The sequence below is a fragment of the Streptomyces sp. NBC_00076 genome (genome assembly GCF_045041235.1).
Taxonomy (GTDB): domain Bacteria; phylum Actinomycetota; class Actinomycetes; order Streptomycetales; family Streptomycetaceae; genus Streptomyces.
On sequence record NZ_CP108242.1, the window covers coordinates 7,528,659 to 7,554,993 of the forward strand.

19 protein-coding genes are annotated in these 26,335 nt (G+C 66.6%); 12 read left to right on the forward strand and 7 right to left on the reverse strand.

All coding sequences use genetic code 11. The features are described 5' to 3' along the window. Positions 1 to 574: 574 nt before the first annotated feature. The 5 genes from OHA64_RS34370 to OHA64_RS34390 form a co-directional block, all read right to left on the reverse strand. A complete protein-coding gene (locus OHA64_RS34370) occupies positions 575 to 1,117 on the reverse strand; it encodes a hypothetical protein (RefSeq protein WP_405619835.1) in 543 nt (180 codons plus the stop codon). A 24-nt stretch (positions 1,118 to 1,141) separates the two neighbouring features. After that, on the reverse strand, positions 1,142 to 3,412 hold the full coding sequence (locus OHA64_RS34375) for a hypothetical protein (RefSeq protein WP_405619837.1): 2,271 nt from the start codon (positions 3,410 to 3,412) through the stop codon (positions 1,142 to 1,144). A gap of 54 nt (positions 3,413 to 3,466) precedes the next feature. After that, the gene (locus OHA64_RS34380) at positions 3,467 to 3,976 is read right to left on the reverse strand and encodes a hypothetical protein (protein ID WP_405619839.1); all 510 of its coding nucleotides are present in this window, start codon (positions 3,974 to 3,976) and stop codon (positions 3,467 to 3,469) included. Positions 3,977 to 4,407: 431 nt separating this feature from the next. Further along, entirely contained in the window at positions 4,408 to 4,665 is a 258-nt protein-coding gene (locus OHA64_RS34385; RefSeq protein ID WP_405619841.1) for a hypothetical protein, read from the reverse strand. After that, positions 4,662 to 4,805, reverse strand: a complete 144-nt coding sequence (locus tag OHA64_RS34390) for a hypothetical protein (protein WP_405619843.1) — start codon at positions 4,803 to 4,805, stop codon at positions 4,662 to 4,664. The genes OHA64_RS34385 and OHA64_RS34390 overlap by 4 nt, the downstream gene beginning before the upstream one ends. Before the next feature lie 748 nt (positions 4,806 to 5,553). Between OHA64_RS34390 and OHA64_RS34395 the strand changes: the two genes are divergently transcribed. The 8 genes from OHA64_RS34395 (at position 5,554) to OHA64_RS34430 (ending at position 15,387) form a co-directional block, all read left to right on the forward strand. After that, positions 5,554 to 6,000 (forward strand): hypothetical protein, encoded by a 447-nt coding sequence (locus OHA64_RS34395; RefSeq protein ID WP_405619845.1) that lies wholly within the window; start codon positions 5,554 to 5,556, stop codon positions 5,998 to 6,000. Positions 6,001 to 6,002: 2 nt separating this feature from the next. Then, positions 6,003 to 7,763 carry a hypothetical protein gene (locus OHA64_RS34400; protein WP_405619847.1) on the forward strand — a complete coding sequence of 587 codons (1,761 nt, stop codon included), beginning with the start codon at positions 6,003 to 6,005 and terminating at the stop codon, positions 7,761 to 7,763. A 99-nt stretch (positions 7,764 to 7,862) separates the two neighbouring features. Beyond that, a complete protein-coding gene (locus tag OHA64_RS34405) occupies positions 7,863 to 9,086 on the forward strand; it encodes a S8 family serine peptidase (RefSeq protein ID WP_405619849.1) in 1,224 nt (407 codons plus the stop codon). Positions 9,087 to 9,220: 134 nt separating this feature from the next. Beyond that, positions 9,221 to 9,571 (forward strand): WXG100 family type VII secretion target, encoded by a 351-nt coding sequence (locus OHA64_RS34410; protein ID WP_405619851.1) that lies wholly within the window; start codon positions 9,221 to 9,223, stop codon positions 9,569 to 9,571. A gap of 74 nt (positions 9,572 to 9,645) precedes the next feature. Then, entirely contained in the window at positions 9,646 to 9,945 is a 300-nt protein-coding gene (locus OHA64_RS34415; protein ID WP_405619853.1) for a WXG100 family type VII secretion target, read from the forward strand. Positions 9,946 to 10,076: 131 nt separating this feature from the next. Further along, positions 10,077 to 11,021: a serine/threonine protein kinase gene (locus OHA64_RS34420; RefSeq protein WP_405619855.1), complete on the forward strand. Its 945-nt coding sequence runs from the start codon at positions 10,077 to 10,079 to the stop codon at positions 11,019 to 11,021. A gap of 10 nt (positions 11,022 to 11,031) precedes the next feature. Then, the gene (locus tag OHA64_RS34425) at positions 11,032 to 13,242 is read left to right on the forward strand and encodes a protein kinase domain-containing protein (RefSeq protein WP_405619857.1); all 2,211 of its coding nucleotides are present in this window, start codon (positions 11,032 to 11,034) and stop codon (positions 13,240 to 13,242) included. A gap of 39 nt (positions 13,243 to 13,281) precedes the next feature. Beyond that, on the forward strand, positions 13,282 to 15,387 hold the full coding sequence (locus tag OHA64_RS34430) for a protein kinase domain-containing protein (protein WP_405619859.1): 2,106 nt from the start codon (positions 13,282 to 13,284) through the stop codon (positions 15,385 to 15,387). A 107-nt stretch (positions 15,388 to 15,494) separates the two neighbouring features. Here the strand turns inward: OHA64_RS34430 and eccCa are convergent, their stop codons facing one another. Next, positions 15,495 to 19,469, reverse strand: a complete 3,975-nt coding sequence (gene eccCa, locus OHA64_RS34435; RefSeq protein WP_405619861.1) for a type VII secretion protein EccCa — start codon at positions 19,467 to 19,469, stop codon at positions 15,495 to 15,497. Between the two features lie 336 nt (positions 19,470 to 19,805). Here eccCa and eccD point away from each other — a divergent pair, with 336 nt between their 5' ends. Then, a complete protein-coding gene (gene eccD, locus OHA64_RS34440; RefSeq protein WP_405624230.1) occupies positions 19,806 to 21,314 on the forward strand; it encodes a type VII secretion integral membrane protein EccD in 1,509 nt (502 codons plus the stop codon). 164 nt (positions 21,315 to 21,478) lie between these two features. Here eccD and OHA64_RS34445 read toward each other — a convergent pair whose 3' ends face one another. Beyond that, positions 21,479 to 21,769, reverse strand: a complete 291-nt coding sequence (locus OHA64_RS34445; RefSeq protein ID WP_405619863.1) for a DUF397 domain-containing protein — start codon at positions 21,767 to 21,769, stop codon at positions 21,479 to 21,481. Positions 21,770 to 22,037: 268 nt separating this feature from the next. On the opposite strand from OHA64_RS34445, the gene rpsO reads away from it, so the two are divergent. The 3 genes from rpsO to OHA64_RS34460 all read left to right on the forward strand — a co-directional run bounded on the left by rpsO (position 22,038) and on the right by OHA64_RS34460 (position 26,331). Continuing rightward, the gene (gene rpsO, locus OHA64_RS34450; protein ID WP_015657483.1) at positions 22,038 to 22,325 is read left to right on the forward strand and encodes a 30S ribosomal protein S15; all 288 of its coding nucleotides are present in this window, start codon (positions 22,038 to 22,040) and stop codon (positions 22,323 to 22,325) included. A gap of 389 nt (positions 22,326 to 22,714) precedes the next feature. Next, entirely contained in the window at positions 22,715 to 24,955 is a 2,241-nt protein-coding gene (locus OHA64_RS34455; RefSeq protein ID WP_405619865.1) for a polyribonucleotide nucleotidyltransferase, read from the forward strand. Next, a complete protein-coding gene (locus OHA64_RS34460; RefSeq protein ID WP_405619867.1) occupies positions 24,952 to 26,331 on the forward strand; it encodes a M16 family metallopeptidase in 1,380 nt (459 codons plus the stop codon). The genes OHA64_RS34455 and OHA64_RS34460 overlap by 4 nt, the downstream gene beginning before the upstream one ends. Positions 26,332 to 26,335: the final 4 nt, after the last annotated feature.

Consider the following 26,335-nt stretch of genomic DNA (forward strand, 5'->3'; position numbering starts at 1 on the left):
CATCGTCAGCGCGGGTTCTTCGTGCGCCGCTCAAATAGTGAAGACCATCTGTATGCGAGGCAAAATGACAGAAACCGGGAAAAGAGGCACTAGTGGAGGAAGGGGAGTCGCATGCGCTTGCGAGGTGCGCCGCTTTCGATCAGGCGGTGACTGCTGAGGCCCGCTGCTCGAGTTGGTAGGCCCGGCGTTCATTGATGTCAGTCACCTCGCGCGACTTACTCACACGCACTGCACCAGGTTGCCAACCGTGAGGATTCGCAGGAGATTCTCACCTGTGGTGGGCGATCTCTCCGGAACGCAGCGGCATGCGCGGCGTACTGATTTCAGGATCGCTGACGACATAACTCTTGCTTCACTCGGGCGCCGGGGAGCTGGGGAGCTGGGGGAGCCTTCTCCAGTAGATGGTGAGCGCTGTGGCCCATGGTCAGACCCGTTCGATGCGGACGACGCAGCGGGCGTGGTGGGCGCGGTGGGAGTGCAGGCGGTTGGGGTGAAAGCGCCCAGGTGCGTCGGACGTTCGCGCGGCCCGCCAGCCCCCACTGTCATGTCGTGACAGGCACCCGCTGTCTCAGTCTCACCGGCAAGCGCTGGATTGTTCAACCGCCTTGGTGTAGCCGATGATCAGCTTCTTCATGGCTGCCGCGTCGCTGTGCTTTGAGCCGACGGCTTGAATAGCAGTGTAGAGGACCTGGTCATCGCGTTGGTTATTGCGGCATTCTTCTGTTTTACCGAAAGCTTGATTCCCCGAGTAGGCGAAACGTCCGTCGTCTGTCTGGTGATCCAACTTGTCGAGGGTTAGACCTTGGGAGAATTCTAGTACCGTCATTTCATTCCACCACTCTTGGGCGGTATAGATGATCCTTTTTCCGTCCACCGAAACAGAGCATCGACTGGCTGTGGATGTAGTGTCCGTTGCCTTCGTTGAGATTTTCTTTCCGGGAGGGAGGAACTTGGAGAGCTCTCCAGCATCGATCGCGGTTCCACACAGGGACTGTGGGGTGGTGTATTCGCGTTTCTGCTCATCCTCGGAGCATCCCGAGAGTGCGACGAGAAGGGCAGATATTGCAATAGCTGCCCCCGTCCGATGGCCGTGACGATGGATCAAGGTAGCATTCATTGCTCTCTCGCAACTCATTTGGTTTCAAGAAGGGGTTGTGCTGCCGGGAGCTTGGCCTTGCAAAATAGAACGGGAGTTGATGTAGCCCTGGCGGGCACCTTCTCGAGCCCACGTTCCGATGTCGTCAGAATTCGCCAAGTGATACCTGTCGGCTGCAGTTTGCGCACCCAGGGCTACGTATTCATTGTTTCTCGTCAGGCCAGCCTGCCAGCGGCTTCCCATTTCTTCGCTGGCGTTCTCAAGCGCATGCCCTTCGGCGTCCTTGAAGACATGTTCCAAAACCACGCTGGTGACTGTCCCAGCCGCGCCGCCAGCAACCGCACCGACCCAGGGAGTTGCGACGAACGACGTTCCCACACCAACGGCCGTACCCACTCCACCCGAGATCAAGTTCTTCCGTTGCGAGACACTGTAGTCGTAGTCGCTGTCCGTTTCGCTGGCTGGCTTTGCGATTTCCTCCTGCCGTCCGAGGCCTAGAACACCCGACACCTCACCGGATCGCTCGGAGATATATTTGACGGTGGTCTCCTGATCCTGAGAAAAGCGCTGATCCGTTGGGAGGTCCGGATCGAGGTGATACGCCATGAGTTTGGACATGTAGGCCTCCTGCCCAACTTCGACGGCGGCGTACCCTGCTGGATTTTGACCAACGGCAAAAAGGAACTTGCTCACGTCTCGATGGTGCACTCCGGAATCCGCACCTGCGATCGGGTAAAGCTTCTCGATTTGCTCCCAGTCTTTCGAATCCCTGCTCACGTCAGTGGTGGCCCGGTTGATGTCCGGGAGATATTCGGAAGCGATCTGGCCCATGCTGTCAGACATGTAATCGCGACCGGTGATCCGTTCCGGATCGTCTCCCACCGAGGAAATTATAGAATTGAAGAGTTTGGCCTGTTCCTTGTCGTGTGCCGGGGTGTCGAGTGTGGGGATTTCCCCCGCGGGATGCCCAGTCGTCGCGGCCTCCAGAGCCGATGCCAGGTTGTTTCGCCCGTCGTCACTCCCGTGGCCGCTGAAATCGTTCTCGATTGCCTGGGGCCAGTGACGCTCTTCAAAGAGGTACTTGAAGTTGGAGACAGCGTGTTTGTGATCGTCGTCCTTCGGGATGAAGTTATCGTTGAAGAACTCGGTAGCGGCATCCGGGCTGTTGGATAGTCCCTTCAGGTATCCGTTCATCGGGTCCCATCCCGTATCGCCGCCCATCCGGTTTAGATAGGGGTCGGGGCCCAACTGCTGCCAGGCAGTGTGCTGGCCATCGTCTGTGAATTTCCGTTCGGTCGCCATCAAACGCTTGCCGTATTCGGTCATGAAGGAGTCGTCATAGTCTCCTGCGCGCATGAGGTTACTCATTACCTGGAATCCAAGGACGTTTCCTCGGTGGCCGACTTGGTGGTCACCCAGCTCGATGGCGTCGCGCTTCCACTGCGTCATCGCTGTTGCGTCGCTCTGGCTCGCTGTAGCCAGCGTCAGGCTCAGATTGTTCTGCAATTCACCAAACTTTTCGCGTCGTTCGCGAGTTAGGTCGGGTGCTACCTGCGGATCAGCGACCCCGGCCCAGAATTCCAGAGTTTTCTTCGGGCCGAGATCGGTGGCGAAGCGCTCTGCGAACAGCGGATCATCGTGAAACTTTTTCAGCCCGGCATTTAGGCGGTCGAATTCCTTGACCGTGAGGTCGTCTGGATCTTTCTTCGCGAGCTTGGCCAGCTCGTCTGCTTCCTTGAGGGCATCTGCCGCGGTGTCCCGATCCTTGTAATTGGCGTCGGAGAAACCCATCTCGGCCTGGTCGGCGACTGCTTTCAGTACTGTCTGGGCTGAGTTGTCGCTCTCGGTCGCTTTCCGTAGGATATCCTGCACCTCGTCCCGTAGAGCTGTGACGTCGCTCTGGTCGTGTTCAGGGACGGCAGTGCCTTTCGCGGCTCGGTCAGGGTGGATGTTCATGGTGACCGTGAAGCTCCCGTTGCCGGTATCCATTACGGTCAAGTTCTTCTTCTGGCCTCGCTCGATGGCTGCCTCGAGGTCGTCGTGGTATTGCTTCAGCTCTCCGACCGTGTCACTGAGGATGCTGTGAATCGTCTTCGCCTGTTTGTGGGCGTCGGCGAACTCGCCGGCGGTCTTGCCGATGAACTCCTTGGTGACCTGAGCGTTGACACCGGCCCAATTGGCCTTGTTGGCGGCCTGATGCAGCCCTTGTTCGGCTTGCTTCTGGAGGTCTTCAAGATTTCTGACCAGTGTCGACCAGTCTGTTACGGCCTCGTTGATCGTGGAGAAGTTGGCGAAGCGTAGCGTGTCGAGATCCACAGATACGGGTCCTTACGTGGGGATGAGAAAGGCAGGCGGACAGGCATTGCGTCGTCATCCGCCGGGTTTCTCTCCCTTGTCCTGCTTGCCGTAATGGTTCTTCGCGCCCGGCTCGCCGACCCGTTCATCAAATCCAGCGTCTAGTGCGTCAATACTGCTCATCTGCCGCTGGATGTAGTGCTCGTCGCCAGCATGGACCTTCTTGGTGGTCTGCATATGGTTCGAGATCTGAGCGCAGGCATCCATGAGGGACTTCAGCTGCTCGTCCCAACGGTTGGATACATGCTGCAGACCGCTTCCGAGGGCGAAGCCCTGCTTCGACAGGTTGCTCGCCGCCGAGTCGCTGCTGGAGATGCTGACGCGCGCCTTATCCCACAGCTGGTTGTAAAGCTCGTGCGCGCTCTTACCAATCTTGGCCAGATCACCGTGGCCGACTTTTAGGTCGCCGGTCTGACTCGGCACCACGTACGGCCCGTACGTGCCATCCCCGTCGGGCACGCCGTTCAACTGCATGTTTGTCGGCTCGTGCTTGGCCTTGAGTGCTTCCCACTCATCCCATGCCATTGGTGGACCTCTTCCCCCGTGCGCTCTGTTCCCGGCCCCAGCGTCGACATACGCTGCCGTCCGGTCTGCGGTAGCTCATCAAGTTAGCAACTCGGACCATGGCGGATTGAGGATCATGTCTGCGATGTGGAGATTGCCGGTTGTGGAGGTTCGCGGATGGACACGTACGTGTGACACCGACCGGTGGCCGACTACCCAGCGTTCACGGATTGCGGCAGGCTGCAGAACTCGGCCCTGCCCAGGGCGGTTTCAAAGTCTGGCTGCTTACGCATCGGTCCTGGTCAGCGGGGTCCGAGGAGAGCCAGGGGGCGGTCTGGTAGGACATCTCGCGGAGGGGATGTCGTGGTGCCCGGCTGCGCGGAGGGGGGTTGATCGCGAAGCTGCGCAACGTGGCGATGTTCACGCGGGTCTCTTTGCGGCCGGCTGCCCCGCTACGGTCGTAGAATTTCGCGGTCACCTCCGCCCAGGAGCGGCGTGTACAGCCGCTCGTAGAAGCAGGCCTGGTTCTGCTTCACGCACAGCGCGCAGTGCACCTTCTTGTCCTCGACCAGGAAGCGTGCATGGCCGTGTTGTGCATGCAGGGTATCGGCCGTCACGGTGATCCCGGTCAGGTCGACCGGGGCCAACGGGCCTGCGAAGCAGGTGATTTCATTCGTCCTGTCCGGCACCCGCGACTGCGTGACGGTCATCCCTCACCGGTCATGGCGGCGAGCAGATGCGCGGCGGGAGCGTCGACGTGGCGCGAGCCCTGGGCGCTCTTGCCATCCACCGCCAGGGTGTCGGCGTCGGACGGATCGCCCCCAGCAGGTCGGCGAGACCACCTGGACACCCGGTTGATCATCCGGCGGATCGTCGCGATGCGAACGGTGAAGGGAACACGGTCTGGGCGCCGTGCCGGGACAGGGTGTACTGCGGAGCGCTTCGAGCCCACTGCCCGAACGCTGTGGTAGGGCCAAGCCCCGCACATGGCCGCGGAGCAGGCCAAGAACCCTCACGAACGGGTAACACTTGCGGCGCCGGTCACGTGGATCGGGCAAGATCGCCAGCCGCGACGGCAGATCGTCGTCGCGCGATGCCGACTTGACGACAGCCCCTATGGCGCAAACTGGTTCAGGCGCATGTGCGCCGAACCTCGTTCGACAGCTTGTAACTTGAGCTGCCCCCACTTGTCCCATGCTATGCGCGGCACAGGAGTGCAGCACGCTAGCAAGCCAGCGAGTGCTGGAGGGGGTTGCTGCGCAGTCGTGATCGGTCTCCTGTAGAAGTTTGATGAAGATCGCGAAGTGCGCTGTTCCGTCGGCACCGACAGTGGTCACGATTGGTCAGCACCTTGGCTCCGCACGGCGAGGTGTCTCAGCAACCAGCTGACGCAAACTCGCAAGTCGGGCAAAGTACTACGCCTGCCTGAGTCTCGTAACCGACTTAACACACAACGCTGTTGGCCCCGTTGTACAGGTTGACTACAGTGGTAAACGCGTTGTGAGACATGGCTTGCTTTGCAATCGTACGGCGAGTGGGTTGGTCGGTCCCGGACTGGTTGGGGCTGATGGGTGTACGGGGAAACGGGGAGGGGTGTCGTGGGCCGACCGGACGACACGGCGGGGGCCGCGTCCGCGAGTGGGGCGACGGACCTGGACGTCCGTAACGACATGCTGCAGGACTTTGTGGACAAGGTGGATGCGGCACTCCGCAAGCTCGAAGGGTCGGCCGGTAACCCGACCAAGGTGAGTGCTCAGACCATCAAGCAGACCTCCTTGAGCAGTGGGTCGCACAGCTTTGGCGCGGCAGAGGGCCTGTACAAGGAGTACAACCGGGTCCACCGAGAGCTGACCGATCTTTCCCGGACCCTCCATCTGCAGATCGAGGCGATCGGGATCGCGGTGCTTGGTGCGAAGCACGGTTTCGAGGGGCTCGAAGAGGAACAGCGTCAGCGCTTCTGGCAGATTCAGACGCAGATCCGGCAGATCCAAAGCGCGAAGGATGGCGGGCAGCACACCGGCACTGGCGACTCCGGGAGTCTGTAACGATGACTGACAAGCACGCGCAGGATGTGCAACGGGTCTCCGCGGAGAACACCTTCACCGATGTCACCAGGACGGGCGAGCATCTGTCACAGGGTGGGCTGTTCACCCGGATGGTGAACGGTGTCGTCATCATGATCGCCGAGGCGAACCCGCATAAGGGTCAGGTCTGGGAGAAGACGGACTTCGACCAGCAGAACCTCACACTCAATCAGATGCTCGACCTCGTCGAGGGCACCGACCCGGAGGACCTGGAGACCTCGGGCAAGGCCCTGTGGGACGCGCGTGATGCCATCACAGAGGCCGCCGACGAACTCGACGGGCGCATCGACAAGCTTCCTTGGACCGGGGAGTCGGGTGACGCCTTTCGTGGATGGGGCAAGGCTCTGGTAACGAGCACTCGAGCCCTCAGTACCTTCGCCGGAAACGCTGGTGACCAGATCACCGCCGCCGGTATGGGCCTGGCCTCAGTGCGTGGGTCCATGCCGTCTCGTGACACGCGACCTGATCAGCGGAAGCCCGAACAGTTCACCGAGGCCGAGAAAGTCGCGAACAAGGACGAGTACAACGCTGCAGTACGGGTGGAAAAGGATCGCCAAGAGGCGATCAACCAGATGAATCGGCTGGCGTCCTACTACGTCGTGTCCGAGGGGCAGCTGAAGGACGCTACTCCGCCGACGTTCAAGGCCATGCCGGATGTGGGCGTGCCCAAGCCTCACGTCTACCAGGTCGTGGGTCCATCGGAAAACAGCGGGCCGGCGTCGGTCGGGAGCCATCACCCGACGGTCGAGCAGGCGACGCGCGTCGGTGCGCATGACACGAGCGACACGCCAGTGCCTTCGAAGGACGTCACGGGCAGAGTTGCCCACCCGGACATCACCGTCGGCACGAACATCGACAGTGTCGGCACCTTGCCGCCGTCCACGACGCCACCCGTGACCGGCCACACCCCGCCGACATTGGGCACCCCTGCGCCAACTGGCGGCCAACCGAGCTCGTTCGAGGGTGGGTTGGGGACTCCTCTCACTAATCGCTCACAGAGCAGGAATCTGGGTGGTTCAGGCGGCTTGCGTACTCCTTCGTCCGCTCAAGGGCGTACTGGCACGTCTGGACTGAACAATCCGAGCCCTGGCCGCTCTGGGGGGCAAGGCTCCACGAACCAGATGGGGCGCGCCACATCGACCGGTCAGTCGGCCGCCAAGGGCCTTGCCTCTGGGGCGAAGTCGTCCCCTATGGGTGGACGAGGTATCAGCGGCGGCACGCCGCGATCCGGCAGCACGACTACGCCTCGGACGGCCAGCGGTCCGGCGACTGGGGCCGGTCGGTCCAACGGGGTCGTCGGAGGACGCCCCGCTGCTGGTGATGCGTCAGCGAAGGGCGGATCGAGGATTCCTCGCGGCACGGTCGTCGGTGGCGAGGGAGCAGCCAATTCCCGGTCCGTATCCGGACGGCCTGGTCAGCGCGGCATCTTCGGAACGCCGGAGCCCACCACGAGGCCCGGTTCCGGCGCGAACAACTCTCGTGTGGGCGCCGGATCGCCGGAGGCTGTCACAGGCAGGCCGACAACACGCAACTCGCCTGCGGGAGCCGAGCGCAACGGCATGACGCGTGGTGGTGCCGGTCTCGTGCGCGGTCCTGGTCAGAACGGGAAACCCGGCGATGACAGCAACGCTCAGGGTTCGTCGCGCCCTGACTATCTGGTCGAAGCCGAAGAGACTCACCTGCCCAACAAACCGCGGCGTGATGTGCCGCCGGTCGTCAACTGAGCGCAAGCGAGGACACGGAACACAATGAAGTCAGGGATCAGCCGGCGAGTCGAGCGAACTGCGCTCCTCAGGGCACGCTGTGGTAGACGAGCGCGCGCTGTGGGCGCCGCCCTTGGCGCCCTGACCGCTGTGAGCGTGGGGTTCGCTCCCCATGCTGCTGCGTACGACGCCCAGTCGAAGCAGTGGTACCTGAAACCGATGAAGGCCGAGCAGATGTGGAAGGCCAGCACAGGCAAGGGCATCAAGGTTGCCGTCATCGATACAGGGGTGAACGCGAACACGCCGTCACTCAAGGGGCAGGTTCTGGCTGACGAAGTACCGAAGTCAGTCGCGTATCACGCCACGGAAGACTACAACGGGCACGGGACAACAATTGCTGAGCTGATCGCCGGTAGCGGTGCTGAGGGGAGCCTCAAAGGCTTGGCTCCGGGAGCGAAGATCGTTCCCTACCGCATCCAACTCGAAGGCCTCAAAGGCGGGTCAGAGCGTGATAAAACGCCCGACGCTGCGACGGCACTCAGAGCGGCCGCCGACACCGACGCGAAGATCATCAACATGTCGTTCGGAGGCATGACCAGTGATGAGGACGAGGAAGCAGTCAAATATGCTGCTTCCAAGGGCAAGTTGCTGATTGCTGCTGTTGGTAACCAAGGGAATGCTGGGGCGGACAAGAATTACATCGATTATCCTGCGGCATTTCCCTATGTGGTTGGCGTAGCGTCGATCAACGAATCTGGCAAGGTGTCGAAGTTCTCTTCCTCTGGCGGTCGTGTCGACCTCGGGGCGCCGGGGCAGGACTTCCCTGGGTGGTGCAACGCGAAGTTCGATTCGTACTGCGGCATTGAAGGCACGAGCGCATCCGCGGCAATTGCGTCAGCGTCCGCCGCGCTGATCTGGTCCGCTCACCCCGACTGGACTGTCAACCAGGTAACTCGCGCCCTGATTGATACCGCCGGCCGCAAATACGATAAGGATGACCCAAGCAAGTATCTCGGCTACGGGGTCGTTCGCCCGCGCATGGTCCTTGAGAAATCCGACTACGACGCCGGGCCTGCAAACGTTGACCCTCTTGCGGAGGCGAATGGCGGTGACCTGCTGGCCAAGTCCGCAAGCTCATCGTCGTCTTCTTCTGCACCCTCCTCTGCATCAACCGCGTCACAAGCCCCAGAAAAGGGTTCCACAGGCGGCACTTCGGCCGCAGGATCGAACTCGGAGTCTTCCAGCGACAGCAACACCCTGTGGATCGCTCTGGGAGCAGCCGGCGCGGTCATCGTCATCGGTGGTGCAGGCGCGGCCGTGCTGCGGGCACGTCGCGCCAGGTGACCTCAACGTCCTCAATCGTCAACGGCCCTGTGCTGTTCGGATAGGGCGTGCACTACGTGCTTACCACTGTGAAGCAACAAACACAGGGGTGAGCCGGAACAATCGAATCAATAACAGCCTTAGAAAGGGTGATCATGGCCGGCGGAAAGCAGAAGCTCGAAGATGCCGCAGTAGTCCAACTCCAGAAGCAGATGTTGGAGAAGTACGAAGGCATCACGAAGCGTGTGCACGGCCTTCAGGGTGTGATCGACGGCCTCGAGGGCCAGTGGCAGGGAATCGGTCGCGCCGCGTTCGACAAGAAGCAGTACGAGATCAACGAGTCGCTGCAGAACATCGGCAAAATCCTCGGTGATGTCATCGAGGCGATGACCGCGACCCGCAACATCAAGGACAGCAAGGAAGACGAGGTGCGCGCGGCGGTCAGCAAGATCGACGTCCAGGACGGCGCTCCGACGGTCCAGTCGTCCTCGCTCAGCTCCTACTGAGCCGAGCGGCGTTCAGACATTTGCCGGGCACCCGGCAGCCACCAAGCACACCCAGCGAGACGAGGTAAACAGGCATGGCCAACAACGCCGATGGGCTGCAAGTCACTTATGACGGGCTCGATGTCGCCGCTACCAAGATCGGTAATGAGGCGAGCCAGCTCGAGCAGGACCTGCAGGAGCTCAAGAAGCTGGTCGTGAGCAGCCTTCAGTACTGGGAGGGTGACGCTCAGAACACCTTCAACGAGAAGCTGCACCGGTGGGACAAGGAAGCCAACGACATCCACCAGGCGCTCACCGGTATCGGCCACGTCGTCGCGACGTCGGGCGGTACGTACATGCAGGGTGACAAGAAGGCGGCCAGCTACTTCCAGTAGGAAGACGGCCGTAGCGGATTCCAGGGTGGGCGCGCGCGGGAGGCGCCCACCCTGTCGCTGTCCGAGTGCGCGGATCGGAACACCTTCGCCGACGCAGACGCGACATCGCGAAGACAAGGACGGGGAATCAGTTGCACGCGGCAGGTGCTGAAACCGGCCAGGCGCAGGCGGGCGTCACGGCCTCGCGTCGGTTCGGCCCGTACGTCCTGATCACCTCCTTGGACGATCCACACACCCGCATCCCAGTGCCGGAGCGGCGCTACATCGCCCGCAGCCACGACGGTGAGCACACGGTCCTGCTCGGTGCTCCGCCTCGAGGCACCGATCCTCAGCGCTTCATGGCGGAGGCTGACGCCTCCCGCTACCTCCTCGGGCCGTACGTGGCGCCCGCAACCACCTGCGCCGCCCCGGGGGAAGCCGCCTGGCATGCGCGGCCCTACCTGCCCGCCCTCCCTCTACCCACTGCCCTTGCTGTCAATGGCGGGCCGTTCGCCGAGCGAACCGTTCGTGCGCTCGGGGCCGCACTCGCCGAGACCTTGGCCGTTGTGCACGGGCAGGAACTGACGTACGCGGGTCTGTCACCGGCCGCCGTGTTGCTCGCCGCCGACGGGCCACGCCTCACCTGCTTCGGGGCCGTACGGACCGCTGCACCGGACGGCACGCCACGCTCCGGCCTGCCGGGGCTCGAGCCGGGAAGCCTGCCGCCGGAGCAGGCGGCCGGCGGGCACCCGCGTCCTCTCGGCGATGTCTTTGCGCTCGGCGCGACACTCGCGTACGCAGCGACGGGCCACACGATCCCCGAACGCGACGAACTCCCACCCGCTGTGCGCACGGTCATCAGCCGCTGTCTTGCGCGGGATCCGGCGGCCCGGCCCCAACTGGCGGAACTCCTGGACGTGTTCGCTCCCAACGCGGCCCACGAGTCCACCGGTGCCGGGTTCGCCACGAGAGCCGCCGCCCTGCTCGGCCCGGGTTGGCTGCCGAGTCGCGTGGTCGCTGCCCTCTGCCACCAGTCGGCCGCCGTACTCGCCACGGAGATCCCGCGCCCCACCGTGCCCACCTCCCGCCAGGACTGACGACGCCCGTATGCCTACTCCGCTCACTCACGACGACCCGCAGACATTCGGTGGGTATCGCCCCCTGGTCCGCCTCGGCAGCGGCGGCATGGGCACGGTCTACCTGGCGCGCTCCGCGGGCGGACGCACCGTTGCGATCAAGACGATGCACGCGGGCATCGCCACGGACCCCGCCTCGCGCACCAGGTTCCGGTTGGAGGCCGATGCGGCCCGAGTCATCGGAGGACAGCACGGCGCCAAGGTCCTGGACGCGGACACGAATGCCGAAGTCCCCTGGTTCGCCACCGAGTACGTACTCGGGCCACCCCTCGACGAAGCGGTTGAACTCGCCGGACCGCTGCCTGAGGCATCCGTGCGCGCGCTCGGAGCCGCTCTGTGCGGAGCCCTCGGCCAACTGCACGGCTCCGACGTAGTGCACCGTGATCTCAAGCCGTCCAACATCCTGGTCACGGCCTATGGACCGAAGGTCATCGACTTCGGAATCGCCCGAGCGATCGGTGACGAACGCCTCACCAGCCTCGGCGCCGCCGTCGGCACTCCGGCCTTCATGTCGCCGGAACAGGCGGGCGGACAGGAGCACACCTCGGCAGGCGACGTGTTCGCGCTCGCCGGCGTGCTTGTCTTCGTCGCCTGCGGACACGGTCCGTTCGGCCACGGTCAGCCGGCGGATCTGCTCTACCGGGTCCGGTACGGCGATCCGGACCTGAGTGGCGTACCCGCGGGCCTGGTGCAGATCCTGAGCCGGTGCCTTGACAAGAATCCGTTCCGGCGGCCGACCACGGTGGAGCTGGCCGCGCAACTCCATGATGGAACGGGCGAGTTCGCAGACCACCTCCCTGATGTCCTGCTCGCGGAGATGGCGCGCCGAGCCACCGAGGTCTGGCTGATCACGCCTCGGCGGCTTCCGGCCCCGCCCGAACCACAGGCGGAGACAGCGACCGCGCCCACCACGAGCGTGACCCGTCGGCGGGCGCTGCTGGCAGGCGGCGGTCTGGCGGTCGGAGCGGTTGCCGCGGGGGCGGGCGCGTGGGCATGGAGCCGGCGGTCCGGGCCGGAGCGGGAGGCGCCCGTGGCGGGCCCGAGCAACAGCCTGTTGCCTAAGAAGAAGCTCGACTCGATCTGGCAGCGTCAGGTCGCCGACCCACCGTGGGGCACCGTCCCAGCCATGGTGCCGCTCGCCGTGGGGAGCCTGGTCACGCTGGTGGCAGGGCAGGGGCTGGGCGGGATCGACGCCAGAACGGGAAAGATCATATGGACGTCGCGCCTGATGGAGAGCCACTGGCAGGTCGCGACGGACGGTGAGCGGCTCGTCCGGATGGTGGCACCGGAAGGTTCCGAGTACAACGCGGGAAAGCCCGGGGGATTTCCCCTGATTCTCGCGTCTGTCAACCTCGTCTCGGGGAAAGCGGCCGAGCCGTTCGCCCAGTTCACCGACTTCAACGGTGTCATCTCCTACAACCAGGTGCTGTGTACGGCTGACGGCGTCGTCTATGCGGCGGCAGGCCGGGGAGAGTACGACACGTACTTCTTGGCATCCCAGTCCTGGTCCCTCTTCGCCGTCGAGATCAGCACGGGGAAGAGGCTGTGGACCAAGCCGCTGCCCTCGCGGCCGGACAAGACCGAGCGTCTGCACTTCCTCACCGCCCGAGTCGTCGGCGACGACCTGGTGGCTCTTCAGGAGACCAACAACGGCAAGGTCCGCATCGTCGTGCGAGACACGCGTACGGGTGCTGTTCGCTGGGAGAGGCCTTTTGACGGTGTTGCGCCGGACCGGGTGCAGCGGCCGCTGGCGACTGACTCCGGGAACCTGTACCTGGGTACCGGGCGGTTGCAGGCTCTACGGCTGAGGGACGGTACTCAGGTGTGGGACTCCAAGGCGGAACGCCCCGGTCGTAGGTACGGCCTTCCAGCCGTCAAAGACGGTGTGGTGTATGCCGTCGAGGAGGGTCTCGGCCTCGTCGCCTTCGATTCCCGCACTGGGCGGACGCAGTGGGAGGAGAAGGGCGGTGGCGGCGCGAAGGCGGATCTGACCGCCGCACCCGTGATCGGTGCCGACCACGCGTACAGCAAGCGTTCTTCGGCGCTCTGGGCGATCGATCTTTCGTCCCACACGCCCACAAGAACCTACAAGACCACGGGGGACCGCTTCATCGCCCACGAGCAGGCCAAGGTCACCATCGCTCTGGGCGGCAAATTCCTGGCGGCTTACCCCCTGGAGTGAGCGGTCGTCCTCCATGAACCGAACAGAAGGCAGTCAGAGATGAGACCCCTGGGCACGGGCGACCCCATCCGCCTCGGCCCATACCGCCTACTCGGAGTGCTGGGCGAAGGCGGTATGGGCAAGGTGTACGTCGGCCAGGACGGTGCGGGGGCCGTTGCTGCGGTGAAGGTGCTGCGCCCGGAACTCGCCCACGACTCCGGTCTCAGCCGGCGCTTCGTCCGCGAGGCGCTCGCGGCGCAGGCGGTACGGAGCCCGGGCGTCGCCGCGGTCCTGGGCGCGCAGACCGAGGGCGGTCGCCCCTGGATCGCCACTGAGTTCCTCCCCGGGCCGACCCTGGACGAAGCCGTTGCCGGACACGGACCTCTCGACGAGACGGCCCTGCGTGTCCTGGCCGCGTCGATCGCGCGCACTCTGACGGACATTCACGCGGCGGGCTTCGTCCACCGTGACCTCAAACCCCAGAACATCGTGCTGACGTCCACCGGTCCGAGGGTGATCGACTTCGGCATCGCACGCCCCGAGCACGGCCTGACCCTCACCACGACCGGACAGATCCCTGTCACGCCCGGGTACGGCGCCCCTGAACAGGTGCTGGGACGGCGGGTCACGCCCGCAGCCGACGTGTTCTCCCTGGGTGCCGTCCTCGTGTACGCGGCCACCGGACGGCGCGCGTTCGAGGGCACGCACGTAGCCGCCGTGCAGTACGAAGTCGTCCATGGGGAGCCGCGCTGGGAAGGCGTGTCCCCTCAGCTGTACGCGCTCATGGCCCCCTGCCTGGCCAAGGACGCTGTGTCGCGGCCGGCCCCCGGACAGATCGCCGCGGCGTTCGCCCCGCCGAAGAACACCGACCGGGTGTGGCGAAGAGGCCCGGTGGCGGACGACATCAAGGAACGAGAACGTCAGGTACGAGAGCTCACCGCGTCGCCTACGACGGGCACTGTGACGACCGTTACAAGGCGGCGTCTGCTCACCGGCTTCGCAGCCGGCGGCACGGTGCTCGCGGCAGGGGGCGGCACGACGGGATGGTTGTTGCTGCGGCAGCAGACGCGTCAGGAGAAGAAGGACGACCCGTTCGACATTCCGGCCGCCGTAGCGACACCGAAGGCACGACTGCTCTCCGCAGATGACGGTGACTACATCGTCGGTGGGTCCCCGAAGGCGCTGTGGAGCCGGAGTGGCGTGGTGGACCAGGATTCCCGCGCTCCACTGCCCGTGCGTGATGTCGTCGTGATCGGGCAATCCGGCTACGGAGATGCTGGGATCGCGGCCTACAACGTCGTTGACGGGAAGCAGCGTTGGGAGGCGGGAGGTGTACTGCCCGGCCACTATCTCTCGCTGTCCGACCGCCTGGTGGTGGCCTTGGACGCCGACGGAGTGCTGCATACGTACGTCCCCTCCACAGGTGAAGCCAAGTGGACGGCGGCAGCCGATGCGAAGGCTCTCCTGACCGCGGACGATCACGCGGTCTACGTCGTGACCGGGGACCACCGGCTGCGTAGCGTCGGACGCTCGGACGCCCGGATCCGCTGGACGGCACAGGTTCCGGCGCGGTACCGCGGCAAGCTCACTGTGAAGACAGCCATCGGCGGTGGACGGCTGGTGCTCTCGACGGTCGACGGCCACGTGCTGGTCGTGGCGACCGATGATGGCCGCTTCGTCTGGGAGCGACGTGACCAGGCGGAGAAGGCCTCACTCAGTCCCGCCGCGCGGGACGGGATCGTGTACGTCAACGGCAGGACGCTGACCGCGTTCAGGATTACCGACGGCAAGAAGATCTGGTCCCGCCGGACCGAAGACATGTACAGCAAGCCCGCGGAATGGGGCCCGGTGAGCGTCTATGGAGAGTCGGTCTACGCGGCCGGCGGGATGCTTCCCGAACGCCTGGCCGTCAGCGATGGCAGCCCTGTCTGGAACTCCCAGCAGGCGGGCAGCAGTAGTGGCGACAGCCTCATTCTCCTCCAGGGCACTGGCCTGTTCATGATCAACGACGACTACCGGACCGAGGTGAACGCCGTGACCGTGGAGTCGGCGTGGGAGGGCTGGACCTACGAGCTCCCCGAAGCCGAGCACCACGGGATCGCGGTCGGCGGAAACAGGGCCTTCGTCAGAAACGACGACTTGCTCTGCGCACTGCCGGTCTTCTGAACCGCGAGGTTCTGGAACTGCGAGGTTCTGGAAGCCCGAACCTGCCACGCGAAGGGCCGCGACCGCCAAAGCAGCCACGGCCCCAAGCCCCGTAAGTCAGCCCGCCGTCACACGTTCCCGTCCTGCACGAGGCCCACCTGAACCAGCGGCTTCCCCCGCTTGCGGGACACGAACACGCCCCGTCCCGCGGGCATCGGGCGCGGCCGTACGTTGCCCAGCACGTCGCCCTCCGCAGGGTCGCCGGCGAGGACGACGCCCTGCGCGCCGAGTTCCTTGATGCGCTGCATGAAGGTCTCGTAGCCCGCGCGGCCCGCGCCCGCGGTGGAGCGGGCGATGATGAAGCGGACGCCGACGTCACGGGCGAACGGGAGGAGATCCGTCAGGCCCGCCAGCGGGTTGCCGCTCGACGTGGACACCAGGTCGTAGTCGTCGACGATCACGAACACCGTCGGGCCGCGCCACCAGCTGCGGTCGCGCAGCTGCTCCGCCGTGACGTCCGCGGTGGGTGTGCGGCGCTGCATCAGGTCGGCCAGGGCGTCCATGTGGTGCTGCATCTGGTTCGACATGGGGATGTACTCCGCCAGGTGGGAAGGCGGGGTGACACCCAGCAGCGAACGGCGGTTGTCGACCACGAACAGCTTGCAGCTGTTGCCGTCGTACCGCTCGGTGATGCGCTTGATGAGCAGCTTCAGCAGGTTCGACTTGCCGGACTCGCTCTCGCCGAAGACGAGGAGGAACGGGTCCTGGTCGAAGTCCACGAACACCGGCTCGAGGTTGTCCTCGTCGAGACCGAAGGAGACGCCACGGTTCGGGAAGCGGTCGCCCGGGGGCAGCTGGGCCGCCGGGAACTCCCTGGGCAGCAGGCGCACTTCGGGGGCACCGGGCTGCTGCCAGTGGCGGGAGACCTCGGCCGCCAGGGCCTGGGTCGCCTCCGCCAGGTCCGTGTCGGAGGACAGGCCGTCGATGCGCGGGACCGCCGCCATGAAGTGCTGCTTCTGCGGCGTCTGACCGCGTCCCGGCACACCCGTGGGCACGTTGGCCGCGACCTTGCGGTCGAACTCGGAGTCCATCGCGTCGCCGAGCCGTAGCTCCAGGCGGTTCATCAGGTGGTCCTTGAGGTTCGCGCGGACCTCCATGGAGCGCGAGGCGGTGAGGATCAGGTGGATGCCGTAACCCAGGCCGCGCGCCGCGATGTCCAGGACCAGCGGCTCCAACGCCTCGTAGTCCTGACGGAAGTTGCCCCAGCCGTCGATGACCAGGAAGACATCGCCCCAGGGCTGGTCGGTCACCGAGATGTCGCCCCGCGCGCGGCGGGTGCGGAACTCGGCGATCGAGGAGATGCCCGCCGAACGGAAGTACTCCTCGCGGCGGGTCAGGATGCCGTACACCTCGGCCGCCGTACGCCGTACCTTCTCGGGGTCCAGGCGCGAGGCCACACCGCCCACGTGCGGCAGGCCGGCCACCGACGACAGACCGCCACCACCGAAGTCCAGCCCGTAGAACTGCACTTCGTGCGGGGTGTGGGTGAGGGCGAACGACGCGACGATCGAGCGCAGCAGGGTCGACTTGCCGGACTGCGGACCGCCGAGGAGCTGCATGTGACCGGCCGCGCCGCCGAAGTCGGCCCACAGCGGGTCACGCCGCTGCTCGTACGGCTTGTCGACGAGGCCGACCGGGATGACGAGCCGGCCCGCGCCCTCGTAGCCGGGCTGGGTCATGCCGCGGCCCTGCACCGGAGCGAGTCCGGGCAGCAACGAGTCCAGCGACGGCGGACTGTCCAGCGGGGGCAGCCACACCTGGTGGGCGGCCGGTCCCTGGGCCTCCAGGCGCCGCACGATGACGTCCAGCACGGTGTCGGCGAGCGCGTCGTCCTTCTGCTCGTCCGGCTCCTCCTGACGCTGCTGCGGGATCGGCGAGTACTGCACCGGGACCTCGGCCGCGGTGAACAGGACCGGCCGGCGGTCCACCGGGAGCGGTCCGCCGGGTGCGGCGGACTGCTGCGAACTCGTGCGGTAGACGCCGGAGACGTACGCCGCCTTGAAGCGCACCATCTCCTCCGTGCCGAACTTGAGGAGACCGGAGCCGGGGACGTTCGGCAGCTCGTAGGCGTCCGGGACGCCGATCGCGGCGCGGGACTCGGCCGCGGAGAACGTCCGCAGACCGATCCGGTACGACAGGTAGGTCTCCAGGCCGCGCAGGCGGCCCTCCTCCAGGCGCTGCGAGGCCAGCAGGAGGTGCACGCCCAGCGAGCGGCCGATCCGGCCGATCTGCACGAACATCTCGATGAAGTCCGGCTTCGCGGTGAGCAGTTCGCTGAACTCGTCGATGACGAGGACGAGGGAGGGGATCGGCTGCAGGGGAGCGCCCGCCGCGCGGGCCTTCTCGTAGTCGTGGATGTTGGCGTAGTTGCCCGCGTCGCGGAGCATCTCCTGGCGGCGGTTCAGCTCGCCGCGGATGGAGTCGCCCATGCGGTCCACGAGGGTCAGATCGTCCGCGAGGTTGGTGATCACGGCTGCCACGTGCGGCATCTGCGCCATACCGGCGAAGGTCGCACCACCCTTGAAGTCCGCGAGGACGAAGTTCAGCGTTTCGGAGGAGTGGGTCACGGCCAGGCCGAGCACCAGCGTGCGCAGCAACTCCGACTTTCCGGAACCGGTCGCGCCGACACACAGACCGTGCGGGCCCATGCCCTCCTGCGCGGCCTCCTTGAGGTCGAGCATCACGGGCCGGCCGTCCTCGCCGAGGCCGATCGGCACCCTCAGCCGCTCCGACTGCGAACGCGGCCGCCAGGTGCGCCGCGGGTCCACCGAGGCCGCGTCACCCAGGTTCAGCAGGTCCGTGAACTCCAGGTTGGCGAGCAGCGGTTCGCCGTCGTCGCCGCCCGTGCCCATGCGCAGCGGTGCCAACTGCCGGGCGAGCGCCTCCGCGGCCTCGTACGACAGGAGGTCCGGCATGCCCTCGTAGACCATGCCGTGCGACGACTCGAGGCGCAGTTCCTTCGGGTGCACGATGACCGAGAGGTCCCCGCGACCGAAGCTGAGGTCACCGGGCACGACCTCCACGACGGTCACGCCCTGCAGGCCCTCGGGACTGGCCAGCAGGGAGGTGGGCGGCAGGGAGACACCGTCGAGCACGACCACCAGGTGAGGCTGGTCGGCGACCGGCGGAGCGGCGGGGTGGAAACGCGGGCGGCCCTGCAGGAGGGTGTCCAGCCGCTCCTCCAGCTCCAACGGATCGCTCGCGATCAGGCGCATGCTGCCCGCGCCGTCCGTGACACCCCGGGTCTGCAGGTGCGGCAGCCACTTCGCCCATTCCCACTCGGGCGCCGACTCCCGCCCGGCGGCGACGGCGATGACCATGTCCTCGGGGGAGTGCAGCGCGGAGAGGCAGGCGGCCACGGCACGGGCGGTGCCGCGCACGGTGCGGGGCTCGCCGGAGATCGTCACGTGGTAGAAGGCGCGCAGCGAGACCGCCATCGGCAGGTCTTCGAGGGTGCTGTGCGTGGCGAGGAAACGCTGCATGGCGCCGGTGGTCAGCGGCTCCAACTCGTCGACCGGCGCGGTCTGCGGAGGAACCAGGGGAGTGGCCAGGGCCTGCGGGCCGAGGCCCACCCGCACCTGCCCGAAGTCCTCGTCACCGGTGCGCCGTTCCCACACCCGGCTGCCCTCGGCGACCAGGGCCCACAGTTGCTCCGGTGAAGGGTGCAGGTAGTACTGGGCGTCGCGCTGGACCTGGGCGGTGTCCAGGGCCTGGCCCCGGGTCTGCGACAGATAGCGGAGGTAGTCGCGGCGCATGTCCGCCAACTGCCCCTGGTTGCCGCGGCGGTAGCGCACCAGCATCGCGATGCCCATGGCGACCGTGGAGGCCACCATCACCATGCCCATGATCTTCATGAAGGGCTGGGCCTGCGGGTTGAAGAAGAACACCACGGAACCGCCCATGCCGAGCATGGGCAGGAGCTGCATCAGCGCGCCCTCCTGCTGCCCGCGCGGAAGCTCCGGCGGAGCCTGGAGCATCACCTCGTCCGTGGGCACTTCCTTCGGCAGTGCCCGCGGCGGGCGCTTGACGACGATGTGGCTCACTACGCACCAATTCCCTTGCCGGACCGAGTTGTTTCGTCCGCCGCCCCGTGTCGGGCGGACGTCGATCGCGAAGCGTGATCCTACTGACAACCGCTGACACCGGCGGGCGGTAGGGTGCCGGTGAGACGCGTGAGCAGTTGCGAATCGCCCAGGAAAAATCGGGCAATCCGCAACGGTTCGAACCAAGCGCCTCCCCGTAATTCCCGGGTGCGACGGCATCGTTGCCCGGCTGCGCGGGTGGCGCGACGCAACCTACACAGGATCTTTACGGGCGGAAGTGGGCGCGGCAATACCGCGAGCCGCCCCATCACCGACGAGGGGGAACAGCAGGTGAGCATGACGGCCTCCGCGCCGGCCGGCGCGGCCGGCGGAACGGGCACCGGAGCCCCGTCCGGGGCGGGCGTGGGACTCGGCTTCTGCCGGGTCACCATCGTGGCGCCCGACAGCCGCATCGACGTGGCACTGCCGGACGACGTACCAGTCGCCGACCTGTACCCGGAGATCCTGCGGCTGTCCCAGCAGGGCCCCGCCGAGGGCGCCCCGGTCGGGTACCACCTCGTACGCCGTGACGGCACCGTCCTCGACGGCTCGCGGTCCTTCTCGGCCCAGCGCATCCTCGACGGCGAGCTGCTCACCCTGCGCCCGTTCGCGGAGTCGCTGCCGCCGGCCGTCATCGACGACGTCTCCGAGGCGGTGGCCGCCGCTGTCACCCGCGACCGCACCCTGTGGAACGGCGACCTCACCCGGGTCGCCGGCCTGGTCGCCGGCGGCATCCTGCCCGCGCTGCTGGCCTTCGTGGCCTGGAGCTCCCAGATCCGCCACGACATGCACAGCCTCCAGGGCGTCGTCGCCGCGGTCGCCGGCGCCCTGCTGATCACCATCGCCTGCGTACGGGCCCGGGTGTACGACGACCGGGGCTCCGCGATCGCCCTCGGTCTGGGCGCGTTGCCGAACGTCGCGGTGGCCGGTTCCGGGCTGCTGCCGCTCTCCGCGGGCGAGGGCATCGGGCGGCTGCAGTTCCTGCTCGCCTGCACGGGGGTCCTGGTCGCCTCCGTGGTGCTCACCCTCGTGTCACCCGGTGGCGACGGCCCGTTCGTGGCCTTCGTCTTCGCCTCCGTGATCGGGCTGGTCACCAACTTCATCGCGATCCTCACGGAGTTGCGGCCCATCGAGACGGCCGCCGTCTGCGCCCCGCTCTCCGTCGTCGCGCTCGCCTTCCTGCCGGGCCTGTCGATGCGTTTCGCACGCCTGCCCATCGGCTTCGAACCGCCCAACCCGTCCCGCGGCGGCTACGACGCCGGCGAGCCCGCAGCGCAGGAGCCCGTCGACGTCGAGCGCGTCGCGGCCCAGGCCCGCCGTGGTCACGAACTCCTCGTCGGCCTCGTCGGCGGCTGCGCGGTGGTCTCCGTGGGCGCGTCGATCGTCCTCGGCTTCTCCGACAACGTGTGGGCGGAGCTGCTTGCCCTCGCCACAGGTGTGGCGATGCTGATGCGTGCCCACCTCTTCCGCTACACCGCGCAGGTCGGCGCCACCCTGGCCGCGGGCCTCGCCGCCCTCGTCTTCCTCGGCCTCGGGCTCGCCCTCAATCCGCCCCGGGACTTCCTGCGCGACGCCTTCCTCGGCGACACCACCGCCCTCGACATCCGCAGCGTCTGGCTCGCCGCGGCCATCGCAGCCGCCGCCGCTCTGGTCACCGCGATCGGCCTGATCACCCCGCGGCGCGGCGTCACCCCCTTCTGGGGGCGCTTCCTGGAGATCGCCGAGAGCTTCGTCCTGCTCACGCTGATCCCGTTGGCCCTGGCGGTCTTCGACGTGTACGCACGAGCCCGGGCCATGACCAGCTAGTGCCGTGCCAGGCGTCGCGACGGGACGAGACATTGCCTGCCGCGGCACTGGCGACGTAGAGCTTCTCGCAACAGACGTAGAGCTTCTGGCAACAGAGCCGTGTCCCCCTCCAGGGACACGGCTTTGCTGTCACCGGGCCCGGCGGCCCGGACCTACGCCTACGTCTACGCCGGCAGGCTCCCGTCCTCCGGCGCCGGCTCCAGGTCGAACTCCCCGTCCCGCGCGCCGAGTACGAACGCCCGCCACTCCGCCTCCGTGTACCGCAGCACGGTGTCCGGGTCGAGCGAGGACCGCATCGCCACCGCCCCGCCGGGCAGATAGGCGATCTCGACCCGCTCCTCGTGCTCCTCGGTCCCCGGCGCGCTCTGCCACTCGACACCGGAGATGTCGAGGGCGTACAGCTCGTCCCTCTCCCGCTCCTTGCGCGCCTTGGTCTCCTCTGCCGTCTCCGCCATGCCGCAGCGACCCCTTCCCGACGTACCAGCCAACGATCCGACGGCTCACCCTAGTGGCGCCCGTCACCCCGCCCGCGGGCATCCAGTACCTGGGCGAATGCGCCCACCAGTGCCTGGTACCCTGGCTGACGGCCGTTTGTGTACGCACCCCCGGAGCCCCGCTCCGGAGGCCGCGCCCAGCGGATCCCCGCCTCCCGAGTAACGGAAGCTCCCCCGAGACACAGACCGGGGGCACTCGGTGGCCATTCACAGACTACGAGGAGTACGCGTGCCGCTCGACGCCGCTACGAAGAAGCAGATCATCAGCGAGTTCGGCCAGAAGGAGGGCGACACCGGCTCCCCCGAGGTCCAGGTCGCGATGCTCTCGCGCCGTATCTCGGACCTGACCGAGCACCTCAAGACCCACAAGCACGACCACCACTCCCGTCGTGGTCTGCTCATCCTGGTCGGTCAGCGCCGTCGGCTGCTGCAGTACCTCGCCAAGAAGGACATCCAGCGCTTCCGTGCGCTGGTCGACCGCCTCGGCATCCGCCGCGGTGCGGCGGGCGCCAAGTAAGACGCCGTGAAGGGGAGCGGTTCCCGAGGGTATGGGGACCGCTCCCTTTTGCTGTACACGTTGCTCTGCTGGGATTTCCCGCTCTGCGCGAAGCCGGCCCGCACGTGCGAAACGTGCGGAGTGTCACCGGCGCTTTGTAGTGTGGTAGGCACAACCGCAATACGTACGACACAGCGTGATGGCCCGTACCCGCAGGGGTAGGGCGCATCACACCCACGAGGAGAAGCGCACCTCGCCGCCGCCGGTCCTCGGTAGTGGCCCCCGGGGGAAGTGAGCCCGGGTGCTTCGATCGAAGACCGGCCCGCACCAGACGGAGCGCTTCTCCGCACCGTCCCCCTGCCATACGGGCAGTGAGGGACAAAAGACGACAAGTAACGGAGAAAACGCTAGTGGAGAACGAGACCCACTACGCCGAGGCCGTCATCGACAACGGCTCCTTCGGCACCCGCACCATCCGCTTCGAGACGGGCCGCCTGGCCAAGCAGGCCGCCGGTTCCGCCGTGGCGTACCTGGACGACGACACCATGGTGCTGTCGGCCACCACCGCCTCCAAGAACCCCAAGGACCAGCTCGACTTCTTCCCCCTCACGGTGGACGTCGAGGAGCGGATGTACGCCGCCGGCAAGATCCCCGGCAGCTTCTTCCGCCGTGAGGGCCGTCCCTCCGAGGACGCCATCCTCACCTGCCGCCTGATCGACCGCCCGCTGCGCCCGTCCTTCAAGAAGGGCCTGCGCAACGAGATCCAGGTCGTCGCCACGATCATGGCGCTCAACCCCGACCACCTGTACGACGTCGTGGCGATCAACGCCGCCTCCGCGTCCACGCAGCTGGCCGGTCTGCCCTTCTCCGGCCCGATCGGCGGCGTCCGCGTCGCGCTGATCAACGGCCAGTGGGTCGCGTTCCCGACGCACACCGAGCTCGAGGACGCCGTCTTCGACATGGTCGTCGCGGGCCGCACCCTGGAGGACGGCGACGTCGCGATCATGATGGTCGAGGCCGAGGCCACCGAGAAGACCATCCAGCTGGTCAAGGGCGGCGCCGAGGCGCCGACCGAGGATGTCGTCGCCTCCGGCCTGGACGCCGCGAAGCCCTTCATCAAGGTGCTCTGCAAGGCCCAGGCCGACCTCGCCGCGAAGGCCGCCAAGCCGACCGGTGAGTTCCCGGTGTTCCTCGACTACCAGGACGACGTCCTGGAGGCGCTGACCGCCGCCGTCCGCCCGGAGCTCGCCTCCGCGCTGACCATCGCGGGCAAGCAGGAGCGCGAGGCCGAGCTGGACCGCGTCAAGGGCCTGGCCGCCGAGAAGCTCCTGCCGGAGTTCGAGGGCCGCGAGAAGGAGATCTCCGCCGCGTACCGCTCGCTGACCAAGTCGCTGGTCCGTGAGCGCGTCATCAAGGAGAAGACGCGCATCGACGGCCGCGGGCTGACGGACATCCGTACGCTCGCCGCCGAGGTCGAGGCCATCCCGCGCGTGCACGGTTCCGCGCTGTTCGAGCGTGGCGAGACCCAGATCCTGGGCGTCACCACCCTGAACATGCTCCGGATGGAGCAGCAGCTGGACACCCTCTCCCCGGTGACCCGCAAGCGCTACATGCACAACTACAACTTCCCGCCGTACTCCGTCGGCGAGACCGGCCGCGTCGGCTCCCCGAAGCGCCGCGAGATCGGCCACGGCGCTCTCGCCGAGCGCGCCATCGTGCCGGTGCTGCCGACGCGCGAGGAGTTCCCCTACGCGATCCGTCAGGTGTCCGAGGCCCTCGGCTCCAACGGCTCGACGTCCATGGGCTCGGTCTGCGCCTCCACGATGTCGCTGCTGAACGCCGGTGTGCCGCTGAAGGCCCCCGTCGCCGGTATCGCCATGGGCCTGATCTCCCAGGAGATCAATGGAGAGACGCACTACGTCGCCCTCACCGACATCCTCGGTGCGGAGGACGCCTTCGGCGACATGGACTTCAAGGTCGCCGGCACCAAGGAGTTCGTGACCGCCCTCCAGCTCGACACCAAGCTGGACGGCATCCCGGCCTCCGTCCTGGCCGCGGCCCTCAAGCAGGCCCGTGACGCCCGCCTCCACATCCTCGACGTGATGATGGAAGCGATCGACACGCCGGACGAGATGTCCCCCAACGCCCCGCGGATCATCACCGTCAAGATCCCCGTGGACAAGATCGGCGAGGTCATCGGCCCGAAGGGCAAGATGATCAACCAGATCCAGGAGGACACCGGCGCCGACATCACGATCGAGGACGACGGCACCATCTACATCGGTGCCCAGCAGGGCTCGCAGGCCGAGGCCGCCCGCGCCACGATCAACGGCATCGCCAACCCGACCATGCCGGAGGTCGGCGAGCGCTACCTGGGTACGGTCGTGAAGACGACCACCTTCGGCGCGTTCGTGTCCCTGCTCCCCGGCAAGGACGGTCTGCTGCACATCTCGCAGATCCGCAAGCTCGCCGGCGGCAAGCGCGTGGAGAACGTCGAGGACGTGGTCGGCGTGGGCTCCAAGGTCCAGGTCGAGATCGCCGAGATCGACTCCCGAGGCAAGCTGTCCCTGATCCCGGTCATCGAGGGCGAAGGCGACGACGAGAAGAAGGACGCCGCGACCGACGGCGGCTCCGCTGCGGGCGACAAGTGACATCGAGTAACCCCACGGCGACGGCCCGCACCTCCTCGGAGGCGCGGGCCGTCGCCCGTACGCAAACCCTGATCAAGGGGACAGGCGGCATCGGCACCGTCCGCAAGACCACCCTCCCGGGCGGCCTGCGCATCGTCACCGAGACCCTGCCCTCCGTCCGCTCGGCGACCTTCGGCATCTGGGCCCACGTCGGCTCCCGTGACGAGACGCCGGCCCTGAACGGCGCCACCCACTACCTGGAGCACCTGCTCTTCAAGGGCACCTCGAAGCGCAGCGCCCTGGACATCTCCTCCGCCATCGACGCCGTCGGCGGCGAGATGAACGCGTTCACGGCCAAGGAGTACACGTGCTACTACGCACGCGTGCTCGACACCGACCTGCCGCTGGCCATCGACGTCGTCTGCGACATGCTGACCGGCTCACTGATCGTCGAAGAGGACGTCAACGTCGAGCGCGGCGCGATCCTCGAAGAGATCGCCATGACCGAGGACGACCCGGGCGACTGCGTGCACGACCTGTTCGCGCACACCATGTTCGGCGACAACCCCCTAGGCCGCCCGGTCCTCGGCACGGTCGACACCGTCAACGCCCTCACCGCCGACCGCATCCGCCGCTTCTACAAGAAGCACTACGACCCGACCCACCTCGTGGTCGCCTGCGCCGGGAACGTCGACCACAACACGGTCGTACGACAGGTCCGTGCCGCCTTCGACAAGGCGGGCGCCCTGAAGAACCCGGACGCGGCGCCCATCGCGCCCCGTGACGGCCGCCGCGCCCTGCGCACCGCGGGACGCGTCGAGCTGATCGGGCGCAAGACCGAGCAGGCCCATGTCGTCCTCGGCATGCCGGGCCTGGCCCGCACGGACGAGCGTCGCTGGGCACTGGGGGTGCTCAACACGGCCCTCGGCGGCGGCATGTCGTCCCGCCTCTTCCAGGAGGTCCGCGAGAAGCGCGGCCTGGCCTACAGCGTGTACTCGTACACCTCCGGCTTCGCCGACTGCGGCCTGTTCGGCGTGTACGCGGGATGCCGACCGAGCCAGGTGCACGACGTGCTCAAGATCTGCCGCGACGAACTCGACCACGTCGCCGAACACGGCCTCTCGGACGACGAGATCGGCCGCGCCATCGGGCAGCTCCAGGGATCCACCGTCCTCGGCCTGGAGGACACCGGAGCGCTGATGAACCGCATCGGCAAGAGCGAACTGTGCTGGGGCGAGCAGATGTCGGTCGACGACCTGCTGGCCAACATAGCGTCGGTCACCCCGGACGACGTCCGCTCGGTCGCCCGCGAGATCCTGGGACGTCGGCCGTCGCTGTCGGTCATCGGCCCGCTGAAGGACAAGCAGGCGTCCCGTCTGCACGAGGCCGTCGCCTGATCAC